The sequence below is a fragment of the Sporichthya brevicatena genome, from assembly GCF_039525035.1.
Lineage (GTDB): Bacteria > Actinomycetota > Actinomycetes > Sporichthyales > Sporichthyaceae > Sporichthya > Sporichthya brevicatena.
Genome location: NZ_BAAAHE010000008.1, coordinates 271,029 through 287,863, shown reverse-complemented (window position 1 = coordinate 287,863; position 16,835 = coordinate 271,029). Strand labels below are relative to the sequence as shown.

Sequence of the window (16,835 nt, the reverse complement as noted above, 5' to 3'; positions counted from 1 at the left end):
ACTCAGCTCAGGCCCGTCAGCATGGCGGTGTTCTCCCACATGATCTTGCGCTCGGCGGCCGGGTCGTTCAGCTCAGCGGCAAGCTTCTCGTAGTGCCGCGGCTCCGCGAGGCCCTCGGGGTGGGGGTAGTCGGAGCCGAACAGGACCTGATCGACGCCCATGTAACCCACGACCTCCAGCAGGTCGTCCTCCCAGAACGGCGAGACCCAGACGTGGGTCTTGAACTGCTCGACCGGGTCGGAGGCGAAATAGCCGGGCCGCTGATAGTTGGCACGGTTCAGTCCCTTGAGCAGGAGCGGCAGGAACTCCGCCCCGTTCTCGACCGAGGCGATGTGGAGATCCGGGAATCGCTCGAACAAGCGGTCGCAGGTCAGGGCGCCGAGATAGTTCCCGATCGCCCGGTCGTGGCCCACCGCCACCTCCAGGGGCGGTGCCACGCCGCCGATGATGTTCCCGTGGTGGTCCACGTACTTGTCGAGTCCGGCTCCACCGATCTCGCCGACGTGAGGAACGAGAGTGACCCCCGCCTCGTGAATCCTGGCCCAGATCGGGTCGAAGATCTCGCTGCCCGGACTCTGCCAACCGTCCTTGGTGTAGACGGCCTGCGGACGCACGACGAAGATCCGAGCACCGTTCGCCAGGCCATGCTCCACCTCGGCGACGGCAGCGTCGACGTCACCGAAGGCGAGATAGGGCGCGGTGTAGATCCGGTCCTGGTAGTTGTAGCCCCAGTCGTCCAGCAGGAATCGGTTGAACGCCTTGAAGGCGACCGCTGCTGCCTCCACGTCGTACTGGAGGCCCTCCTCGATTCCCATGCCGAGCGACGGAAGCATCCAGACCCGGTCGATCTCCTGCTCGTCCATCTTCTTCAGCCGAGCGTCGCGGTCGCGGTAATAGTCCGGGAGCGGTTCCCGCTGGGCCAGGTACTCCTGCAGCGGTCGCCCGGCCTTGTTCCCCCGGAAGTAGTCGGTCATGGCGCCGGGCTTCACGATGGGGTCGAAGGTCGGGTTCGTCACCGTGCGGTCCAACCGCCCGCCGACCAGCATGCGCGTGCGCTTACCGATCTGCGCGATCTGGACGGTCCGCTCCTCCCACCCCTTCGGGCAGTGCCGCGTGAACGCGTCCAGAGGTTCGTAGTAGTGCTGGTCGCAGTCGAAGACCGGAGGCTTGGCGTCGACGCTCATTGTTGTCCCGCTCCGAAAATTGAGGATCCGCGCGCCGTGCGGCACGCTGCACGTCCGTTGGTTTTCTAACTCTACGTCGAATTAGGTTCTGGGTTCAAGGCCGGCGGGCGACGGAAAGCGCGTCCACGATCACGCCTCCGTCCGGTCCCACGAGCGCGGGATTGACCTCGATCTCCGCGAGAGCATCGCGCCGCAGCACATCCGCGAGGCGGTGCAGCGCGCGGTGTACCCACTCAGTGCTCACCGGGGCCGACCCCCGGTAGCCGAACATCAGTTCGGCCGTCCGCAGCCGCCGAAGGGCTCGGTCCAGCGTGGACAGGTCGCAGGGCAGCGGGACCGACTCGACGTCCCGCAGAATCTCCACAGCCGCGCCGCCCAGACCGACGCTGCCGAAGACGCCCAACTCCCCGGCGTCGCGTACCGTCAACACCAGTTCAACCCGCCCCGCAGCCATCTGTTGAACCAGCCATGGCCCCTCCCCTGGCAGGCCCGCCGCTGTGGCTCGCGCGACCATCTCCGAATAGGCCTCGGTCAACACAGCTTCATTCGCCAGTCCCACACGGACGAGCCCCAACTCCAGACGGTGTGCGACTTCGGCCGCGCCGGACTTCAGGACCACGGGATAGCCGATCTCGGCGGCGGCCTTGATCGCGCCCTCGGCGTCCACGCACACCCGCATCGGGACCACGTCGAGGCCGGCGCGTTCGAGGGAGAGCAGCGCGTCTGCGCCGCCGAGTGCGGCATCGACCGGTTCCGACGGGCCGAACGACGGCGTACGACTGGAGCTCAGCTCACGCTCAGGACCGAGCATCGCGGATACCAGACGGCCGAGGTCCGAGGGCTTCTCTGCGACGAGCACGCCTTGCGAACGCAGCTGTTCGACGTACGGTCGCAGCGCCAAGCCGCCGTACCACAGAACGACGAACGGCTTGCCGGACTCCTTACGCACGGTGAGGACGTCATCCACGCTCTGCTGATTCCAGCCACGGGCGCCCATCGGCAGCGGCACGCAGATCGCCTCCACCGCCGGGTCGGCTGCGACCGCAGACAGATAGGCCCGAAAGTCGTGCGGCATCGATCCAGGGCCCACGTCGAGCGGGTTGTGCGCCGCCACGAACTGAGGTGACCGCTCCTGCACGCGACTCAGGGTCTGGTCCGAGAGCTTCGGGAACGTCACCCCCGCGGCCGCAAGCTGCTCAGTGGCGAGCACCGCCATTCCGCCGGAGTACGCGACCATGCCCCACCGGCGCGGGAACGATCCGGTGGGAACCTCCGCCGTTCCCAGCACCCATAGGTCGTCCGGGTCGTCGACGACCGTGACGCCGAGAGCTCGAAGCAGAGCGAGTTCCAGCGCGCCGCGACCGACGATCTTGCCCGTATGACTGGCCGCCGCCTGTTCGCCGGCGTCCGTGCGTCCACCGAGGTAGGCCACCAGCCGTTTGCCGGCGGCGGTCAGCTCCTCGACGGCAGCAGCGAACCGCGCACCGTCACGAATGGACTCGACGTAGAGCGCGACTGTCTCCACATCCGCGTTGCGGGCGAAGAAGGACACGAAGTCGGGGATGTCCATGTCGCGCTGATTGCCGGTGCTGACGATGTGGGAGATACCCACGCCGGCCAGCCGCGCCCGCTCGACCACGGTGCTGCCGATCGCCCCGCTCTGTGCGATCATCGCCAGCCCACCGGCAGCGATGGGCTCACCCTCCGTCAGAACTGACGTCATGCTCATCGCCAGCCCAGTCCGGACGTTTACCAGACCCGTGCTGTTCGGACCCACGATCGCAATCTCGTGTTGACCGGCGAACTCGAGGAGATTCCGCTCCAGCGCAAGACCTTCGGCTCCCATGTCACCGAATCCCGCCGTCAGGACGAGAACCTGGCGCACGCCGATCTGCGCACACTGCTCCAGCACGCCCAGGGCGCTCTTGGCCGGAACCGCGAGGACCACGACATCAGGGACCTCGGGGAGGTTCGCCAACGCCGGGAAGACCGGACGACCGTCCACCTCCGTCGCCGTCGGGTGAACGACGTACACGTTGCCGCCGTAACCGTAGACCCCGAGATGATCGAGCACCGCGCGGCCACCGGCCTTGTACGCCTGCGAACTGGACGTGGAGACGCCGACGATCGCGACGGACTGCGGTTCCAGGAACTTACGAGCGACCTCAGGCCGCAGTGGGCGAATCATGATTCCTCACGCCAGGTTCGGAAGGGCAGGTTCTCGAGGCTTCGGGTCTGGCCTCCGTACGCATGCAACTCGGCGTCCGGCGGGAGCGAGAACCTCGGAATCCGGCGCAGGATCTCCTCGAAGGCGATGTTCAACTCCATCCGGGCGAGATGCGAACCCACGCAGCGGTGACTGCCGGCGCCGAAGATCATCGACCGAGGAATCTCGCGGTCCAGAACGATCTCATCCGGATTCTCGAACACCGCCGGGTCGCGGTGAGCCGCAGCCAACGGGACCGTCACGCGATCGCCAGGCTCCAACTGAACGCCATGCAACTCCTTCGGCTCCATGACCGTACGCGTCATGTGCACGATCGCCTCGTACCGAAGGAGCTCTTCGATCGCATTCGGGATCAGTGACGGGTCAGCGGCCAGACGGTCCTGGAGGTCCGGGCGCCGGGCCAGGTGCAGGAAGCTGAAGCCGATCGCCGTGCTGACCGTGTCGAGCCCCGCCAGGACCAGGACGTAGGCGAAGTTCAGGATTTCCTTGTGGTCCAGCTTGCGCTGCCCCGGGAGCTCTGCGGCCAACAACAAGGAGATCAGGTCGTCGCCTGGCTTCTCCAGGCGCTCGGCCAGCAAGGCCTTCAAGAAATTGTGCAACTGCTTGCCGGCGTCGATCCGAGCGGCGATCTGAGCCTGGGCGTCGCCGGCCTGTGCACCGTGAGTCGTGGTGTGAAGGATCGTGCCCGCCCACTCGCACAGTTGATCGCGAGTCTGAGGGGTCGAATCGAGACCCACCAGGCGGAGAAAGACCGAGCTCGGAAACGGCACCGCGAACTCGCTCATGAAGTCGAACTCACGCTTGGCCAGCATGTTGTCGACGAGTTCGACCGCGAATTGCCGAACCGAGTCTGCGATGTGCTCGATGGCCTTGGGCCGGAAGACCGGGTCGATGATCATGCGGTACCGACGGTGATCCGGCGCATCGACCTCCAAGGGGATCAACGCGCGGTTGTGGCCAGGCGTCGGTGGAGTGTCAGCGGGCCAGGACGAGAACGCCTTCGCGTCCATGAGTACCGTCTCGATGTCGTCGAAGGTCGAGAGAACGTAGAACCCGCCGTAGTTGTCCACGTGCGCGACCGGACACTGCTCGCGAAGTGCCGCGTAGGTCGGATGCGGATCGAGCGCGAACGTCGGGTCGTAGTGGTCGTACTCATGCCCCAGAACCTCGCGGGCCGGACAGGACTTGGTCATCGAAGCACCTTTCCGGTGTCAGCGAACTCCTCGCCGGCCACCGGCTCACACAGCGCGGCCACCGCAGCGCTGTCCTTGTAATAGACGTCCACTCGCGCGATCCGCCCCTTTCGAACCTCGTACACGTCGATGGCATCGAGCGGGAGCGAACGGCCCGTCGCGCGCGACGAGATCGTGCCGCTGACGCGAACAAGGACGCGACCGCCCGCCGGATCGATGCGGAGGTCCGTCAGACGCACGCGGTAGTGCGTGGCCACCGCCGACAAGAACGACCGGAACCCGCCGCTCCCGTGCCAATCACCCCCGAACGGCAAGCTCGGAGCCTCCGAGAAGACCGAGTCCTCGGTCAGCAGAGCGCAACACGTGCCGATGTCCCCTGTTTGCATCGCAGCGGTGAACCTGCGAACCACATCGGCGGCGCTTCCGCCAGCATCCTCGGCCACCTGAGCTCCTTCGCATGCCGTTGTCACTACACCCGCGCGGCCGTACTATTTCTACATAGAATTCGAAAGCGCGTCAACGCGCCGGCCACGCACAAGGGGAGCCCGTGATCGAGATCGTCTCGCCCGAACGAGCCGAGTTGGTCCAGCTCGTCCGCACCTTTCTCGATGCGCGAAGTCCACTCTCGGAGGTCCGTCGCTGGTCTGAACGGGGCACCTACGACCCTGCGGTCTGGGAGCAAATGAGCAAGGAGCTCGAACTGCCGGCATTGGCGATCCCGGAGGAGTACGGCGGGATGGGCTTCGGGCCGGTTGAGCTCGGCCTCGTGATGGAAGAGCTTGGACGAGGTCTGTACAACGGTCCCTACCTCGCCTCCGCCGGACTCGCCGCGTCAGCTCTGCTGCAGTCGGCCGACAGCAGCAGTTGCACCCGTTATCTGCCTCGTATTGCCACGGGCGAACTGCGCGGATGCCTTGCCTTCGCCGAACCCGGCAGCTCCTGGAACGGCGCCGACCCCTGCACCCGCGCTGTCGACGGCAACGACGGACCCGTGCTCCACGGCACCAAGACATTCGTCGTCGGCGGCCTCGAGAGCGACGTCATCATCACGAGTGCCGCCGACCCGACGACCGGCGGCACGACGCTGTTCGCGGTCGAGAGCACCTCCCCGGGCGTCACCCGGACCGCAATGCCGACGCTGGACCTCACGCGCCCACTGACGCAGATCGACTTCGAGGCAGCGCCCGCGAGCAGGATCGGCCGCCCCGGCGAAGGCGCGGACACGCTCTCCCGCGTTCTCTCCGTCGGAGCGATCCTGCTCGCCGCCGAACAACTGGGGGGCTCCGCGAGATGTCTGGAGATGGCGGTGGAGTACGCGAAGATCCGCGAGCAGTTCGGACGGCCGATCGGCTCGTTCCAGGCCGTCAAGCATCGCTGCGTCGACATGCTCGTCGATGTCGAGGCTTCGCGCTCCGCGGTGCTTCTCGCCCTGACTGCGCTGGCGAACGACAGCGACTTCACTGCAGAGGCCGCGCTGGCCAGGGCGCAGTGCTCAGAAGCCTTCTCGCGGGTGGCCGCGGCCAACGTCGCTGTCCACGGCGGCATCGGCTTCACCTGGGAGCACGACGCCCACCTGTTCCTGAAGCGCGCCAAGAGCTCCGAGCAACTGCTCGGGAGTCCGTCGGTCCATCGGGAAGTTCTGGCGTCCACGTTCCTCTGAAAGGGTCGTCTTGCAGTCGTCGATCTCGCCGTCCGATCTGACCACCGCCGAGGAGCGTCGAGTAGTTCCCGGCGAGACCGGACTCTGGGTACTCATCCTGGGAGAACTCGCTGCCTTCGGACTGTTCTTCACGCTGGTCGTCTGGTTCCGCGGCGAGAACACCGAGTTGTTCGCGGCCGGCCAGGCCGAATTGCATCAGGATTACGCCGTCCTCAATGCATTCGTCCTTCTGACCAGTTCGTTGCTGGTCGCGCGAGGTCTGCGCCTGGCTCGACTTGACGACGCGCGGTCCTGGCGGCTCTTCGGAGGGGCGATCGTTTGCGGAGCGCTCTTCACAGCCGTGAAAGCGCTGGAGTACACCGGACTCGTACGCGAGGGTCATACCGCCGGAAGCAACGAGTTCTTCGTGTACTACTACTTCCTGACGGGACTTCACCTTGGGCATGTGCTGATCGGCATGGCTGCCTTGGGCGTCGCCGTGGCGCTGTGCCGCCCATCGAACGGCAGTCCGACCGCGGCGCGACACGAAGCCGCGATCGCCGGAATTGCGGTCTTCTGGCACCTGGTCGACCTGCTGTGGATCATGCTGTTCGCTCTGCTCTACCTCATGGCCTGACCTTCGGAGGCGACAAGATGGATGTGCGCACCGGGTCCAGCCCGCTCGAGGAGGACCGACGGACCCTCGCCGCCTGGGCGATCCTGGTCGGGGCGACCCTGTCCTCCTACGCAATCGGTGCTGAGCAGGCGATCGACAGCACCCGCGTAGTTGCCGCCCTCGTGATCGGCATCGGCGTGGCCAAGGTCTGGCTGGTCGCGTGGCGCTTCATGGAGATCGACCGTGCTCCGCACTGGCTGCGCATCACGATCGGGACGTACTGCCTGGGCCTGTTCACCCTGCTGATGGCGGTCTACCTGCTCGCGTGACGTTGTTCGTCGCTCGCGTTCAGATCGAGAAGCCCCCGTCGACGGCGAGGGTCTGACCCGTGACGTACGACGACCGCGGACCCGCGAGGAAAGCCACCACAGCCGCGACCTCCTCCGCCGTCCCGAAACGCCGCATGGCGATGGCGCGACGCGCGGCGTCCACGGCGTGATCGTTGTACTCCCCCGAAGCGACGAGGTCGTCCCAGATACCGGCCTCGATCACACCAACTCCGACACAGTTGGCCCGCACACCTCGCTTGCCTTCCTCCGCAGCGATCGCGCGAGCGACCTGCTCGACGGCTCCCTTGGGGGCGGCGGATAGCAGGTCGCGGGCTGCCCAACGCCGCAGGACGGTGGTCACCAGGCACACGACCGTGCCTCGGCTCGTTCGGAGCTTCGGAAGGGCGGGCTGCAGAAGATTGAACGCGGCGGCAGCGTCCCGGCCCAGCTGGTCCGCGAACGTCTCCGGGTCGATGTCTCCGACGTACCGCATCGGGATCGACGGGCCTGCCGCGTAGACGACGGAGTCGAGGCGGTCCTGTGCCTCGACCGTTTGTCGAACCGCGGCGGCGTCGGTCAGATCCACCTGGGTGATCGCCGCGTTGACTCCACGCTGGCGAACCGCCCTCGCCGTCATGGCAGCCGACTCAGCGTTGGCGCGGTATGTCAAGGTGACGTCGAAGCCCTCGTCGGCGAGCGCCACGCAGATGGCTGCTCCGATCCCGCCGCTCCCACCGGCGACGAATGCATGCCGGCGCGAACTCGACGAGTCCTGCCGTTCAGCTGCCTTCTCGGACTCGGGCATAGCCGGTCACCACCTCGGAACCTGTCTGGTCCACCGTCACGATGCTCAACTCGGCACGCGCTCCACCGTCGCCGTCGTGCTCCACGGACGTCACCGTCGCTGTCGCGGTCAGCGTGGCACCGGGCCAGACCTGCCGACGGAAACGCATGCCGAAGGCGGTCAGGTCCGCAGTCTCCAACCAACCGGTGATGACCCGAGCCGACGCCCCCATCGTGAACTGGCCATGTGCCATCACCGTCTGAAGTCCCGCCGTCTGGACGGCGAAGACCTCGTCGGAGTGCATCGGGTTGAAGTCGCCGGATGCACCCGCGTACATGACGATCTGTGTTCGACTCAGGTCTTCGACCAACACCTGGGTGCGCGAATCGCCGACCGCCAGGTCATGCACTCTCATGCCGGCTCACCTCCGCCGGTGATCACTCGGACCCGCGTGGCGACCACGGCGAGTTCGCCGCGCTGATTCGTGTACCGCGTGATCTCTTCCTCGAAGCGCAACGTCCCGGAGCGCTTGCTCTCCTTCTCCCACGTGCGCCCAGGAGACCGCTCAACCGTCAGCACATCGCCCGGACGGACAGGCGTGAAGTACTCATAGTGCTGCTCCGCCTGCATGCTGGTGCCCCCGCCCGCCACCGTGGGCGACGGCGCTCCCGGGCCGGCGCCGGAGCCGAACCACGGACGGCCCGGGCGTGGGCGGTAGGGCCAGTCGGGATCGAAATGCGCCGCGCTGTTGACGAAGGTCGGAGGCGCCTGGATTCCGCCGTGCGCTTTGGCGGCCGGGGAGGATTCGTCGTACCAACGCGGGTCGTCGTCACCCAGAGCACGAGCGAACATCATGATCGCTCCGGCTTCCACGGGGAACTGGAAACTCATGCGCGTACGTTCTCCTTGGACTGCTCGGGCTTGGGTTCTCGCGGAAGGCCGAGGACGCTCTCCCCCAGGATGTTTCGCTGGACGTCGCTCGTTCCCGCGTAGATCGTTCCCGACTGCGCGACGAGGAACGCGTCCTGCCAGCGGGACAGGTGGTAGCCGTCTCCCTCGGGACGGACGACCCCGTTCACCCCCGCCAACTCCATCCCCAACGCCGCCAGGCGCAGGTGGAGTTCGCTCCACTGGAGCTTCCAGATCGAGAGTTGCGGGCCGGGCTCGCGTCCCGCGGCGACCTCCGCCACGGTCCGGTGCCACGATGCGCGCAGGATCGCGACCTGGCTGTGCGCCCAGGCCATCTCCTGACGTACGACCGGATCGAGATGGCGACCGGAGGAGGTCGCCAGGGCCGCCAACTCGGAGAGTTCCCGTTCGCGGGCCTGGAGCAGCATCGTGGTGGCGCGGCCGGCCGCGGCGCGTTCGAAGCGCAGGACCGATTGGACGACCTTCCACCCGTTGCCGAGTCCGCCGATGACGTTGTCGAGCGGTGCTCGCGTCTCGTCGAAGAAGACCTCTGCGAACTCGTGCCCGCCGGTGATCTGCCGAATGGGGCGGACGTCGATGCCGTTCTCGCCGGGCGTGAACGGCAGGATGACATAGGTCAGACCGCGGTGCTTCTGAGCGTCGGGGTCCGTCCGACAGAGGACGAAAATCATGTTCGCGGTCGCGAACCGACTCGTCCACACCTTCTGGCCCGTGATCACCAGGTCGTCGCCGTCGACGACGCCGCGTGTCCGGGCAGAGGCGAGGTCTGAACCTGCACCCGGTTCCGAGAACCCCTGGCAGTAGCGGTGCTCACCGGAACGAATGCTGGGCAGGAGGCGCGCCTTCTGATCCTCGGTGCCGTGCAGGATCAGCGACGGGCCGACCATGGACTCACCCTGGACACGGTCGATGCGCGGAACTCCGGCACGGAAGAATTCTTCGTCGAGCACCGTCATTTCGGGCGCTTCCCACCCACGACCGCCGAACTCGACCGGCCACGCAGGACAGACCAGACGCGCCTGGAGGCAGCACCGCTCCCAGGCGAGAAACTCGGGACTGCGCTGCGCCTGCGCGTACGTCTCTTCCGACACTCGGCTCCCCACCGAGCCCGGTAGGTCGACCCGCGCGTTCCAGTCGATGACGGCGGCCAGCCCTTCCGGGGCGTTCAGCCTGATCCACTCCCGTAGCTCAGCACGAAGGGTGTCGAGGGACGTGCCGCGGGGCCAGGACGAAGCGTCGGTCATCGGGTCTCCGGGGGATCCAGGTTCGCAGTCGTTCGAGAGACGGAAGATGCTCACAGGCCCAACGACCGGCCGATGATCTCCTTCATGATTTCGTTCGTCCCGCCGTAGATGCGTTGAACCCGAGCATCGACGAAGGCACGAGCGATGGGGTACTCGGTCATGTAGCCGTAGCCACCATGGAGCTGCAGGCACTCATCCATCACGCGCACCTGCAGATCGGTGCACCAGAGCTTCGCCATCGCGGCCTCCTCGGCCGTGAGCTCTCCGTCCAGGTGCGCGACGACAGCCGCATCGACAAACGTCTGCGCGACATGCAGCTCCGATGCCAGTTGCGCCAGCACGAATCGAGTGTTCTGGAACGATCCGATCGGCTTCCCGAACGCGGTACGCTCGCGCACGTAGGACAGCGTCTGTTCCAGCGCGGCTCGTCCGGCGGCCACGGCGATGGTGGCGATGGACAGCCGCTCCTGAGCGAGGTTGCGCGCGAGGTAGCCGAAGGCTTTTCCTTCCTCGCCGAGGAGGTTCTCGACCGGGACCCGAGCGTCGTTGAAGAACAGCTCCGCCGTGTCTTGCGCGTGGGTACCGATCTTTTCCAGATTTCGCCCGCGGTCGAATCCCGGGGTGTCCCGCTCCACGGCGAGGAGACTCAGACCACGGGCTCCGGCCGCCGGCGCGGTGGACACCACCACGATGACGAGATCCGCGTTAATGCCGTTGGTGATGAAGGTCTTCGACCCGTTCACCACGTAGTGGTCCCCGTCGCGCACAGCCGCGGTGCGGACCGCGGCGAGGTCGGAGCCAGTGCCCGGCTCGGTCATCGCGATCGCGGTGATGATGTCACCGCTGATCAGTCCGGGAAACCACCGGCGGGCTTGTTCAGGCGTGGCCAACTGTTGGAGGTAGGCCAACGTCGTGTCGTTGTGCAGGTGCAGGCCCAAGCCGGAGGCGTTGACCCCCGCCGCCTGCACCTCCTCGTGCATGACGTAGTTGAAGCGGAAGTCGTCCACGCCGCCACCGCCGAACTCCTCCGGCAGGCTGATTCCGAGGAAGCCGTGAGCGCCCGCCGCCGTGAACAGTTCGCGGGGGACGATCCCCGCGCGTTCCCAGTCCAGGTGGTGTGGCACGACCTCCTTGTCGAGAAAACGACGGAAGCTGTCCCGGAACTGCTCGTGCTCGGGTTCGAACAGGGTGCGTCTCATGCAGTCCCCCGCTCGCGAAGCGCGGCGATCTCCGCCGGCCCGAACCCCAGCTCCGCCAATACCTCCTCAGTGTGCTCCCCCAGGGCCGGGGCATGGCGGGCGACGTCGAAGGGTTGACCCGCGACGGGTGCCGGCCACCCCACCGCCGTGAATGGTCCCGCCACCGGGTGCACCGACTCGTGGACAATTTCGCGGTCCCGAAGATGCGGATCGTGCAACGCTTCGGCCTTGGAGTTTCCCGGAGCGATCGGAATGTCGTGCGAACGGGCCACGTCCATCCACTCGGCCAAGGTTCGCTCCGCGAACACCCCGATCAGTTCGTCGAGCAGATCTGCCTTACCCCCGTCCGCGAAATCGACGGCGAACGTGCGGTCCTGGGCGACGAGGAGATCCTCCCGGCCGACGACGCGACAGAAGTTTTCCCAGAACTTGTGCTCGATCGCGGCCAGCAGGACCACCTTGTCGTCCTTCGTGCGGTACCAGGTGTACTTCGGGCGGCGACGGGGGTCGAGCCCCACCGGAGGCGGCGGGTTCCGCCGGTCAGTGATGCGTTCGGCATTCCACGCCATGACGGCATCGAGACACTGGTTGGCCAGGAGAGCGTCCGAGCCGGCCGCGTCGATGTACGCACCCTCCCCGGTCACGTCCCGTCGACGCAGCGCAGCAACGGCGGTGAGGGCGCCGTACAGCGCAGTGGAGAGGGGTCCGTCGACAGAGCCGGAGAAGTACAGGCCTTCCGGGTTGAGCACCGGTCGTACGACACCGGCGTCGTCCACCACGTACTGATCCTGGCCGGCCACCGAACCCATCATGTAGCCGTGAACGGGGATCTGGCTGTACGGGCCGTGGCCGCCAAATCCGCTGGCCTTGCAGTAAACGATGTCCGGCTTGACGGCACGTTGCGCCGCGTAGCCGACACCGAGCTCGTCGCACGCGTCGCCGGCGAATCCGTCGACGAAGATGTCTGCGGTTTCCAGGAGGCGGAAGAAGATGCTCCTTCCCTCCTCCGACCGAAGGTTCAACTCCACGCTGCGTTTGTTCCGGTTGCAGAGCATGTGGAAGATGCTGTTCTTGGGCGTGATGCGGTCACCCAGCTCGCGGAGGTAGTCACCCTCGCCCGGCCGTTCGATCTTGATCACGTCGGCGCCCAGGTCTCCTAGCAGACGGCTGGTCTGATCACCGGTCGGGAGAACTGCGCACTCGAGGACACGAACGCCCTCCAACAGCTGGATCATGACGCTCCACCTCTGCGTTCCCGGGCGATGCCGACGCGGCACCGCCAGTTATCTAATCAAACACAGATTTTGGGAGCTCGCGCAAGCGCGCCGACAAAAGGTTCGCCAAGTCGACGGCGCATCAGGTTGAGGCCGGGGACACTGGTTTCCGGCGCCGGAAAGCGATTAGAATCTAATCCATGCGATCCCCAGGAACGGCCGCCACGACCGGTCGAACGCGCCCCGGCCGGAAGGCTCTCGCGACTCGCGGCCGGATCCTGGACGCCGCGGCGAAGGTGTTCCGGCAGAACGGGTACACCGGCACTCGTCTCTCCGACATCGCCGCGGCCGCGAACACGCAGGCCGGCAGCCTCTACTACCACTTCGCCTCGCGTGAGGACCTCGTTCGCGAAGTGCTTCGGGTCGCCCAAGAACGCACCAACGACTTCGTCATGCGCCGCGTGGACTCACTGCCCGAGTCGACGTCGAGCCTGGACCGACTGAGAGAGGCCTTCGCCGCTCACCTCGCCGCCGTCCTGGAGATCGGCGACTACACGGCCGCGACCTTGCGCATCCTCGGGCAGGTTCCCGAGGAGATCCGCGCCAGTACCCTCGAGCTGCAGCGCGAGTACGGTCTGTACTTCAAGCACCTCTTCGAGTCGGCCCGCGACGACGGTTCACTGCGCGCCGACCTCGACATCTACGCGTGCCGGATGATGATCCTGGGCGCGATGAACGCCTCCCCCGACTGGTTCCACCCGGAACGGCCCAAGGGTCTGACAGTGGCGGGCCTCGTCGAGCAGTTCGACGCCATCTTCATGGCCGGAATCGCGACCAAGAAGGGCAACCGACGCCGTTCGAACATGGTGGATCGCGTAGCCGACCCCGCGCCCACGCCGCAGGCGCCCGCCGAGACCCGCGCCGCGGCGACGATCGTTCGCATCCTCGACGCCGCCGCACGAGTCTTCCGCGAGAACGGATACGCCGGCGCCCGTCTCGTCGACATCGCGACCGAGGCCGACATGCAGACCGGGAGTCTCTACTATCACTTCGACTCTCGCGAGGATCTCGTCTCCCACCTGCTGCGAAACGCGTGGCACCACACCGACGACATGGTCCGCCGCAGCGTCGAAGGATTGCCGGCCCGCACGGCGCCGATCAACCGACTCTGCACCGTCATGTCTGCCCACATGCTCTCGATTCTGAGCGAGGCGAACTACACGTCCGCGATGCTCCGGATTCTCGGTCAGGTCCCCGATGAGGTCCGGGCCACCATCGGCCCCCTGCAGCGGACCTACCTGGAGCTGTGGCGAGAACTGCTCTCCGAGGCCCAGTCAGCCGGTGACATTCGGTCCGACCTCGACCTTTCGGTCGTTCTCATGGTGCTCAACGGTGCGCTGAACTGGACCGTCGAGTGGTACCAGCCGGATACCAGCAACCTCACCCCCGCCGAACTGGCCGAGGAATTCTGCAAGCTGGTCTTCGAGGGAATGGCTGTGCACTAGGACCCGGCACGGGCCAACCCACCGGCGAGGCCCCGTGTACGTGATTGAACCTAATTTAGAATATTCTCGGGGCGACCTGGCCCGAGAGGAACCTCATGAACGGTTTGATCAGCCTGGGGGTCTACATCCCCCGATATCGGCTCCAGCGGGAAGCCATCGCGGCCGCCCTCGGCACCGGCGGGGGACGCGGTTCCCGGTCCGTCGCCTCCTACGACGAGGACGCCGCGTCCCTGGGAGTCGAGGCCGCCCGCAAAGCCCTGAGCGGCGTGGGGCACCGACCGGAGCGGCTCTACTTCGCCACCCCCGCTCCCCCGTATCTCGACAAGTCGAATGCCGCGGTGATTGCGGCCGCCCTCGGACTCGACCGATCGGTCTTCGCGGCCGACTTCGGCGGCGCACCGCGTTCCGGATTCGGTGCAATGGTGGCGGCGGCGGAAGCTGATGCGCCCGCTCTGGCTCTCCTGTCCGACCTCCGGACCGGCCGGCCCGGTAGCTCGGACGAGTCCAGCGGAGGGGACGCCGCGGCCGCTCTGCTCTTCGGCCCCGGGACCGAGGAGGACCCCGTCATCGCCCGCGTGATCGCCATGGCGGCCACGACGGAGGAATTTCTCGAGCGTTGGAGAGCCCCAGGGGCACAGCACTCACGGACGTGGGAGGAACGCTTCGGCGAGCACGTCTACGGACCTCTGGCCGAGGAATCCTTCACCGCGGCGCTGAAGCAGGCGAACCGAACGCCGAGTCAGGTGGATCGACTCCTGACCAGCGGCTTGGCCACCCGGGCGGTCCGTCAGTTCGCGCGGACCAGCGGGGTACGCGCGGAGGCGGTGGCCGCGGATCGCTGGAACGAGTTGGGAAATTGCGGTACCGCGGAACTCGGGGTCCAGTTGGCCGACGCTCTCGCGACGGCCGGTCCCGGCGAACTGATCGCCCTCGTCCTCCTGGCGGACGGGGCGACGACTGTGCTGCTCGAGACGACCGAGCACGTCACGCAGCGCCGGCCGGACCCCAGCGTCGCGGCGCAGGTGGAGGCCGGGGCGCCGATCTCCTATGCGACCTTCCTCACCTGGCGGGGGGTCCTTGATCGCGAGCCTCCGCGCCGTCCGGAACCGGACGGGCCCGCCGCGCCCCCGGCTCATCGCTCGGCCGCCTACAAGCACTCGTTCCAGGCGACCCGGTGCACCGCTTGCGGAACGGTCAACGTGCCCCCGTCGCGTGTTTGTTACTCCTGCTCGCAGATCGACGAGATGGCACCGGCGCCTCTGAGTACGACCCTGGGAACCGTGGTCACGTTCACGGTGGACCGGCTGGCGTTCACTCCAAGCCCGCCGATGATCGCCGTCGTCGTCGACTTCGACGGCGGAGGCCGCTTCCGATGCGAGCTCGCTGACGCGGATCCGGATGAGGTGCACATCGGGATGCGGGTCGAAATGTCCTTCCGTCGTCTGCTGACCGCCGATGGCGTGCACAACTACTTCTGGAAAGCGAAGCCCCTTCGTTCGTCGCAGACGAACTCGATCGAGGAGAACGCGTGACATCTCATGGCATTTGCGACCGGGTCGCCATCGTTTCGATGGGGTGCACGCCGTTCGGGGAGCATTGGGACAAGGGCGCCGACGACCTCATGCTCGACGCGGTGAAGGCCACGCTGGCTCCCACCGGGCTCGCGCTCCAGGACATGGACGCCTTCTGGCTCGGGACTTACATGTCCGGAATCTCAGGCCTGACGATGAGCCGGCCCCTCCGGATCTCCGGCAAGCCGGTCAGCCGAGTCGAGAACATGTGCGCCACGGGCTCTGAGGCGCTCCGGAGCGCCTGCTACGCCGTCGCCAGTGGCGCCTATGACGTGGCCATGGCGGTCGGTGTCGAGAAGTTGAAGGACTCCGGGTACTCCGGCCTCACCCGCGCGAGTATCCCCGGCGACGGCACCGGCGGGACCTTGGGGACCACGACGGCGCCGGCCAACTTCAGCCTCCTCGGCCCGGCGTATGCAGAGAAGTACGGGGTGAGCCAGTCAGAACTGAAGGATGTGCTGACCCGCATCGCGTGGAAGAACCACCAGAACGGCGCCCGGAATCCGCGCGCCCAGTTCCGCAAGGAGGTGGCGCCGGAGACGATCGCACGGTCCCCCTTGGTTGCAGGCAACCTGGGCGTGTTCGACTGCTCCGGAGTCTCGGACGGCGCCGCGGCGGCGATCGTCGTCCGGGCCGAGGACGCGCACAGGTACTGCGAGTTGCCGCTCTACGTCAAGGCTCTCTCCCTTGTCACCGGTGCCGCGGACGGGAACGTCGACCCGAACTACGACTTCACCTCGTTCCCGGAAGTCGTCGCCTCGGCCCGCGAGGCGTATGCGCAGGCGGGCGTGACGGATCCTCGGTCCGAGATCGCGATGGCCGAGGTCCACGACTGCTTCACGGTCACCGAGCTCGTACTGATGGAGGACCTCGGATTCGCCGACCGCGGTATGGCGTGGAAGGAATGTGCCGCAGGCGCCTTCGACCTGACGGGCAGGCTGCCTGTGAATCCGGACGGCGGCCTCAAAGCTTTCGGTCACCCCGTCGGCGCATCCGGCCTCAGAATGCTGTTCGAGTGCTGGTTGCAGTTGCGAGTCGAGGCACCGGCGGACCGCCGCATCCCCGATCCACGCGGCCGTCTCGGCCTCACCCAGAACCTCGGCGGCGGACCCGGCGAATGTGTGTCGTTCGTGTCGCTGGTTGGTACCGAGCGCGGGGCCTGAAGGTTCGTCCCGTAAACGCTGAGAGGCGCCGCGACAG

16 protein-coding genes are annotated in these 16,835 nt (G+C 66.8%); 6 read left to right on the top strand and 10 right to left on the bottom strand.

Going from position 1 to position 16,835, the window contains the following annotated elements; genetic code table 11:
• Window positions 1–2: 2 nt before the first annotated feature.
• The 4 genes from ABD401_RS06585 to ABD401_RS06570 form a co-directional block, all read right to left on the bottom strand.
• Window positions 3–1,184, bottom strand: a complete 1,182-nt coding sequence (locus ABD401_RS06585; RefSeq protein WP_344602851.1) for an amidohydrolase family protein — start codon at window positions 1,182–1,184, stop codon at window positions 3–5.
• 94 nt (window positions 1,185–1,278) lie between these two features.
• On the bottom strand, window positions 1,279–3,372 hold the full coding sequence (locus tag ABD401_RS06580; protein ID WP_344602849.1) for an acetate--CoA ligase family protein: 2,094 nt from the start codon (window positions 3,370–3,372) through the stop codon (window positions 1,279–1,281).
• Window positions 3,369–4,604, bottom strand: coding sequence for a cytochrome P450 (locus ABD401_RS06575; RefSeq protein ID WP_344602847.1), 1,236 nt, complete (start codon window positions 4,602–4,604; stop codon window positions 3,369–3,371). Before ABD401_RS06575 ends, ABD401_RS06580 begins: the two co-directional genes overlap by 4 nt.
• Window positions 4,601–5,047 carry a nuclear transport factor 2 family protein gene (locus tag ABD401_RS06570; protein WP_344602845.1) on the bottom strand — a complete coding sequence of 149 codons (447 nt, stop codon included), beginning with the start codon at window positions 5,045–5,047 and terminating at the stop codon, window positions 4,601–4,603. The genes ABD401_RS06575 and ABD401_RS06570 overlap by 4 nt, the downstream gene beginning before the upstream one ends.
• A gap of 104 nt (window positions 5,048–5,151) precedes the next feature.
• Between ABD401_RS06570 and ABD401_RS06565 the strand changes: the two genes are divergently transcribed.
• Genes ABD401_RS06565 through ABD401_RS06555 form a run of 3 tightly spaced genes read left to right on the top strand, consistent with a single transcriptional unit; the run spans window position 5,152 to window position 7,188 of the window.
• Window positions 5,152–6,264, top strand: a complete 1,113-nt coding sequence (locus tag ABD401_RS06565) for an acyl-CoA dehydrogenase family protein (protein WP_344602843.1) — start codon at window positions 5,152–5,154, stop codon at window positions 6,262–6,264.
• 10 nt (window positions 6,265–6,274) lie between these two features.
• Window positions 6,275–6,880, top strand: a complete 606-nt coding sequence (locus ABD401_RS06560) for a cytochrome c oxidase subunit 3 (RefSeq protein ID WP_344602841.1) — start codon at window positions 6,275–6,277, stop codon at window positions 6,878–6,880.
• A 17-nt stretch (window positions 6,881–6,897) separates the two neighbouring features.
• Window positions 6,898–7,188 (top strand): cytochrome C oxidase subunit IV family protein, encoded by a 291-nt coding sequence (locus ABD401_RS06555; protein ID WP_344602839.1) that lies wholly within the window; start codon window positions 6,898–6,900, stop codon window positions 7,186–7,188.
• Window positions 7,189–7,207: 19 nt separating this feature from the next.
• Here the strand turns inward: ABD401_RS06555 and ABD401_RS06550 are convergent, their stop codons facing one another.
• The 6 genes from ABD401_RS06550 to ABD401_RS06525 are packed head-to-tail and all read right to left on the bottom strand — an operon-like array spanning window position 7,208 to window position 12,580.
• Window positions 7,208–7,993: an SDR family NAD(P)-dependent oxidoreductase gene (locus ABD401_RS06550; RefSeq protein ID WP_344602837.1), complete on the bottom strand. Its 786-nt coding sequence runs from the start codon at window positions 7,991–7,993 to the stop codon at window positions 7,208–7,210.
• Window positions 7,968–8,387: a MaoC/PaaZ C-terminal domain-containing protein gene (locus ABD401_RS06545; RefSeq protein ID WP_344602836.1), complete on the bottom strand. Its 420-nt coding sequence runs from the start codon at window positions 8,385–8,387 to the stop codon at window positions 7,968–7,970. Before ABD401_RS06545 ends, ABD401_RS06550 begins: the two co-directional genes overlap by 26 nt.
• Entirely contained in the window at window positions 8,384–8,863 is a 480-nt protein-coding gene (locus ABD401_RS06540; RefSeq protein WP_344602835.1) for an FAS1-like dehydratase domain-containing protein, read from the bottom strand. The genes ABD401_RS06545 and ABD401_RS06540 overlap by 4 nt, the downstream gene beginning before the upstream one ends.
• Window positions 8,860–10,146, bottom strand: coding sequence for an acyl-CoA dehydrogenase family protein (locus ABD401_RS06535; protein ID WP_344602833.1), 1,287 nt, complete (start codon window positions 10,144–10,146; stop codon window positions 8,860–8,862). The genes ABD401_RS06540 and ABD401_RS06535 overlap by 4 nt, the downstream gene beginning before the upstream one ends.
• A gap of 50 nt (window positions 10,147–10,196) precedes the next feature.
• Window positions 10,197–11,345: an acyl-CoA dehydrogenase family protein gene (locus tag ABD401_RS06530; RefSeq protein WP_344602831.1), complete on the bottom strand. Its 1,149-nt coding sequence runs from the start codon at window positions 11,343–11,345 to the stop codon at window positions 10,197–10,199.
• A complete protein-coding gene (locus tag ABD401_RS06525; protein WP_344602829.1) occupies window positions 11,342–12,580 on the bottom strand; it encodes a CaiB/BaiF CoA transferase family protein in 1,239 nt (412 codons plus the stop codon). Before ABD401_RS06525 ends, ABD401_RS06530 begins: the two co-directional genes overlap by 4 nt.
• A gap of 179 nt (window positions 12,581–12,759) precedes the next feature.
• Here ABD401_RS06525 and ABD401_RS06520 point away from each other — a divergent pair, with 179 nt between their 5' ends.
• From ABD401_RS06520 to ABD401_RS06510, 3 genes are all read left to right on the top strand, one after another.
• Complete coding sequence (locus ABD401_RS06520) at window positions 12,760–14,064, top strand: TetR-type transcription factor C-terminal domain-containing protein (protein ID WP_344602827.1); 1,305 nt, start codon at window positions 12,760–12,762, stop codon at window positions 14,062–14,064.
• A 95-nt stretch (window positions 14,065–14,159) separates the two neighbouring features.
• Complete coding sequence (locus ABD401_RS06515; RefSeq protein ID WP_344602825.1) at window positions 14,160–15,596, top strand: OB-fold domain-containing protein; 1,437 nt, start codon at window positions 14,160–14,162, stop codon at window positions 15,594–15,596.
• Window positions 15,593–16,798, top strand: a complete 1,206-nt coding sequence (locus ABD401_RS06510; RefSeq protein ID WP_344602823.1) for an acetyl-CoA acetyltransferase — start codon at window positions 15,593–15,595, stop codon at window positions 16,796–16,798. Before ABD401_RS06515 ends, ABD401_RS06510 begins: the two co-directional genes overlap by 4 nt.
• Window positions 16,799–16,835 lie beyond the last annotated feature (37 nt).

Coding starts and splice junctions, on each gene's coding strand:
- ABD401_RS06585 (WP_344602851.1), bottom strand. CDS start 1,184: ATGAGCGTCGACGCCAAGCCTCCGGTCTTCGACTGCGACCAGCACTAC.
- ABD401_RS06580 (WP_344602849.1), bottom strand. CDS start 3,372: ATGATTCGCCCACTGCGGCCTGAGGTCGCTCGTAAGTTCCTGGAACCG.
- ABD401_RS06575 (WP_344602847.1), bottom strand. CDS start 4,604: ATGACCAAGTCCTGTCCGGCCCGCGAGGTTCTGGGGCATGAGTACGAC.
- ABD401_RS06555 (WP_344602839.1), top strand. CDS start 6,898: ATGGATGTGCGCACCGGGTCCAGCCCGCTCGAGGAGGACCGACGGACC.
- ABD401_RS06550 (WP_344602837.1), bottom strand. CDS start 7,993: ATGCCCGAGTCCGAGAAGGCAGCTGAACGGCAGGACTCGTCGAGTTCG.
- ABD401_RS06545 (WP_344602836.1), bottom strand. CDS start 8,387: ATGAGAGTGCATGACCTGGCGGTCGGCGATTCGCGCACCCAGGTGTTG.
- ABD401_RS06540 (WP_344602835.1), bottom strand. CDS start 8,863: ATGAGTTTCCAGTTCCCCGTGGAAGCCGGAGCGATCATGATGTTCGCT.
- ABD401_RS06535 (WP_344602833.1), bottom strand. CDS start 10,146: ATGACCGACGCTTCGTCCTGGCCCCGCGGCACGTCCCTCGACACCCTT.
- ABD401_RS06530 (WP_344602831.1), bottom strand. CDS start 11,345: ATGAGACGCACCCTGTTCGAACCCGAGCACGAGCAGTTCCGGGACAGC.
- ABD401_RS06525 (WP_344602829.1), bottom strand. CDS start 12,580: ATGATCCAGCTGTTGGAGGGCGTTCGTGTCCTCGAGTGCGCAGTTCTC.
- ABD401_RS06520 (WP_344602827.1), top strand. CDS start 12,760: ATGCGATCCCCAGGAACGGCCGCCACGACCGGTCGAACGCGCCCCGGC.
- ABD401_RS06515 (WP_344602825.1), top strand. CDS start 14,160: ATGAACGGTTTGATCAGCCTGGGGGTCTACATCCCCCGATATCGGCTC.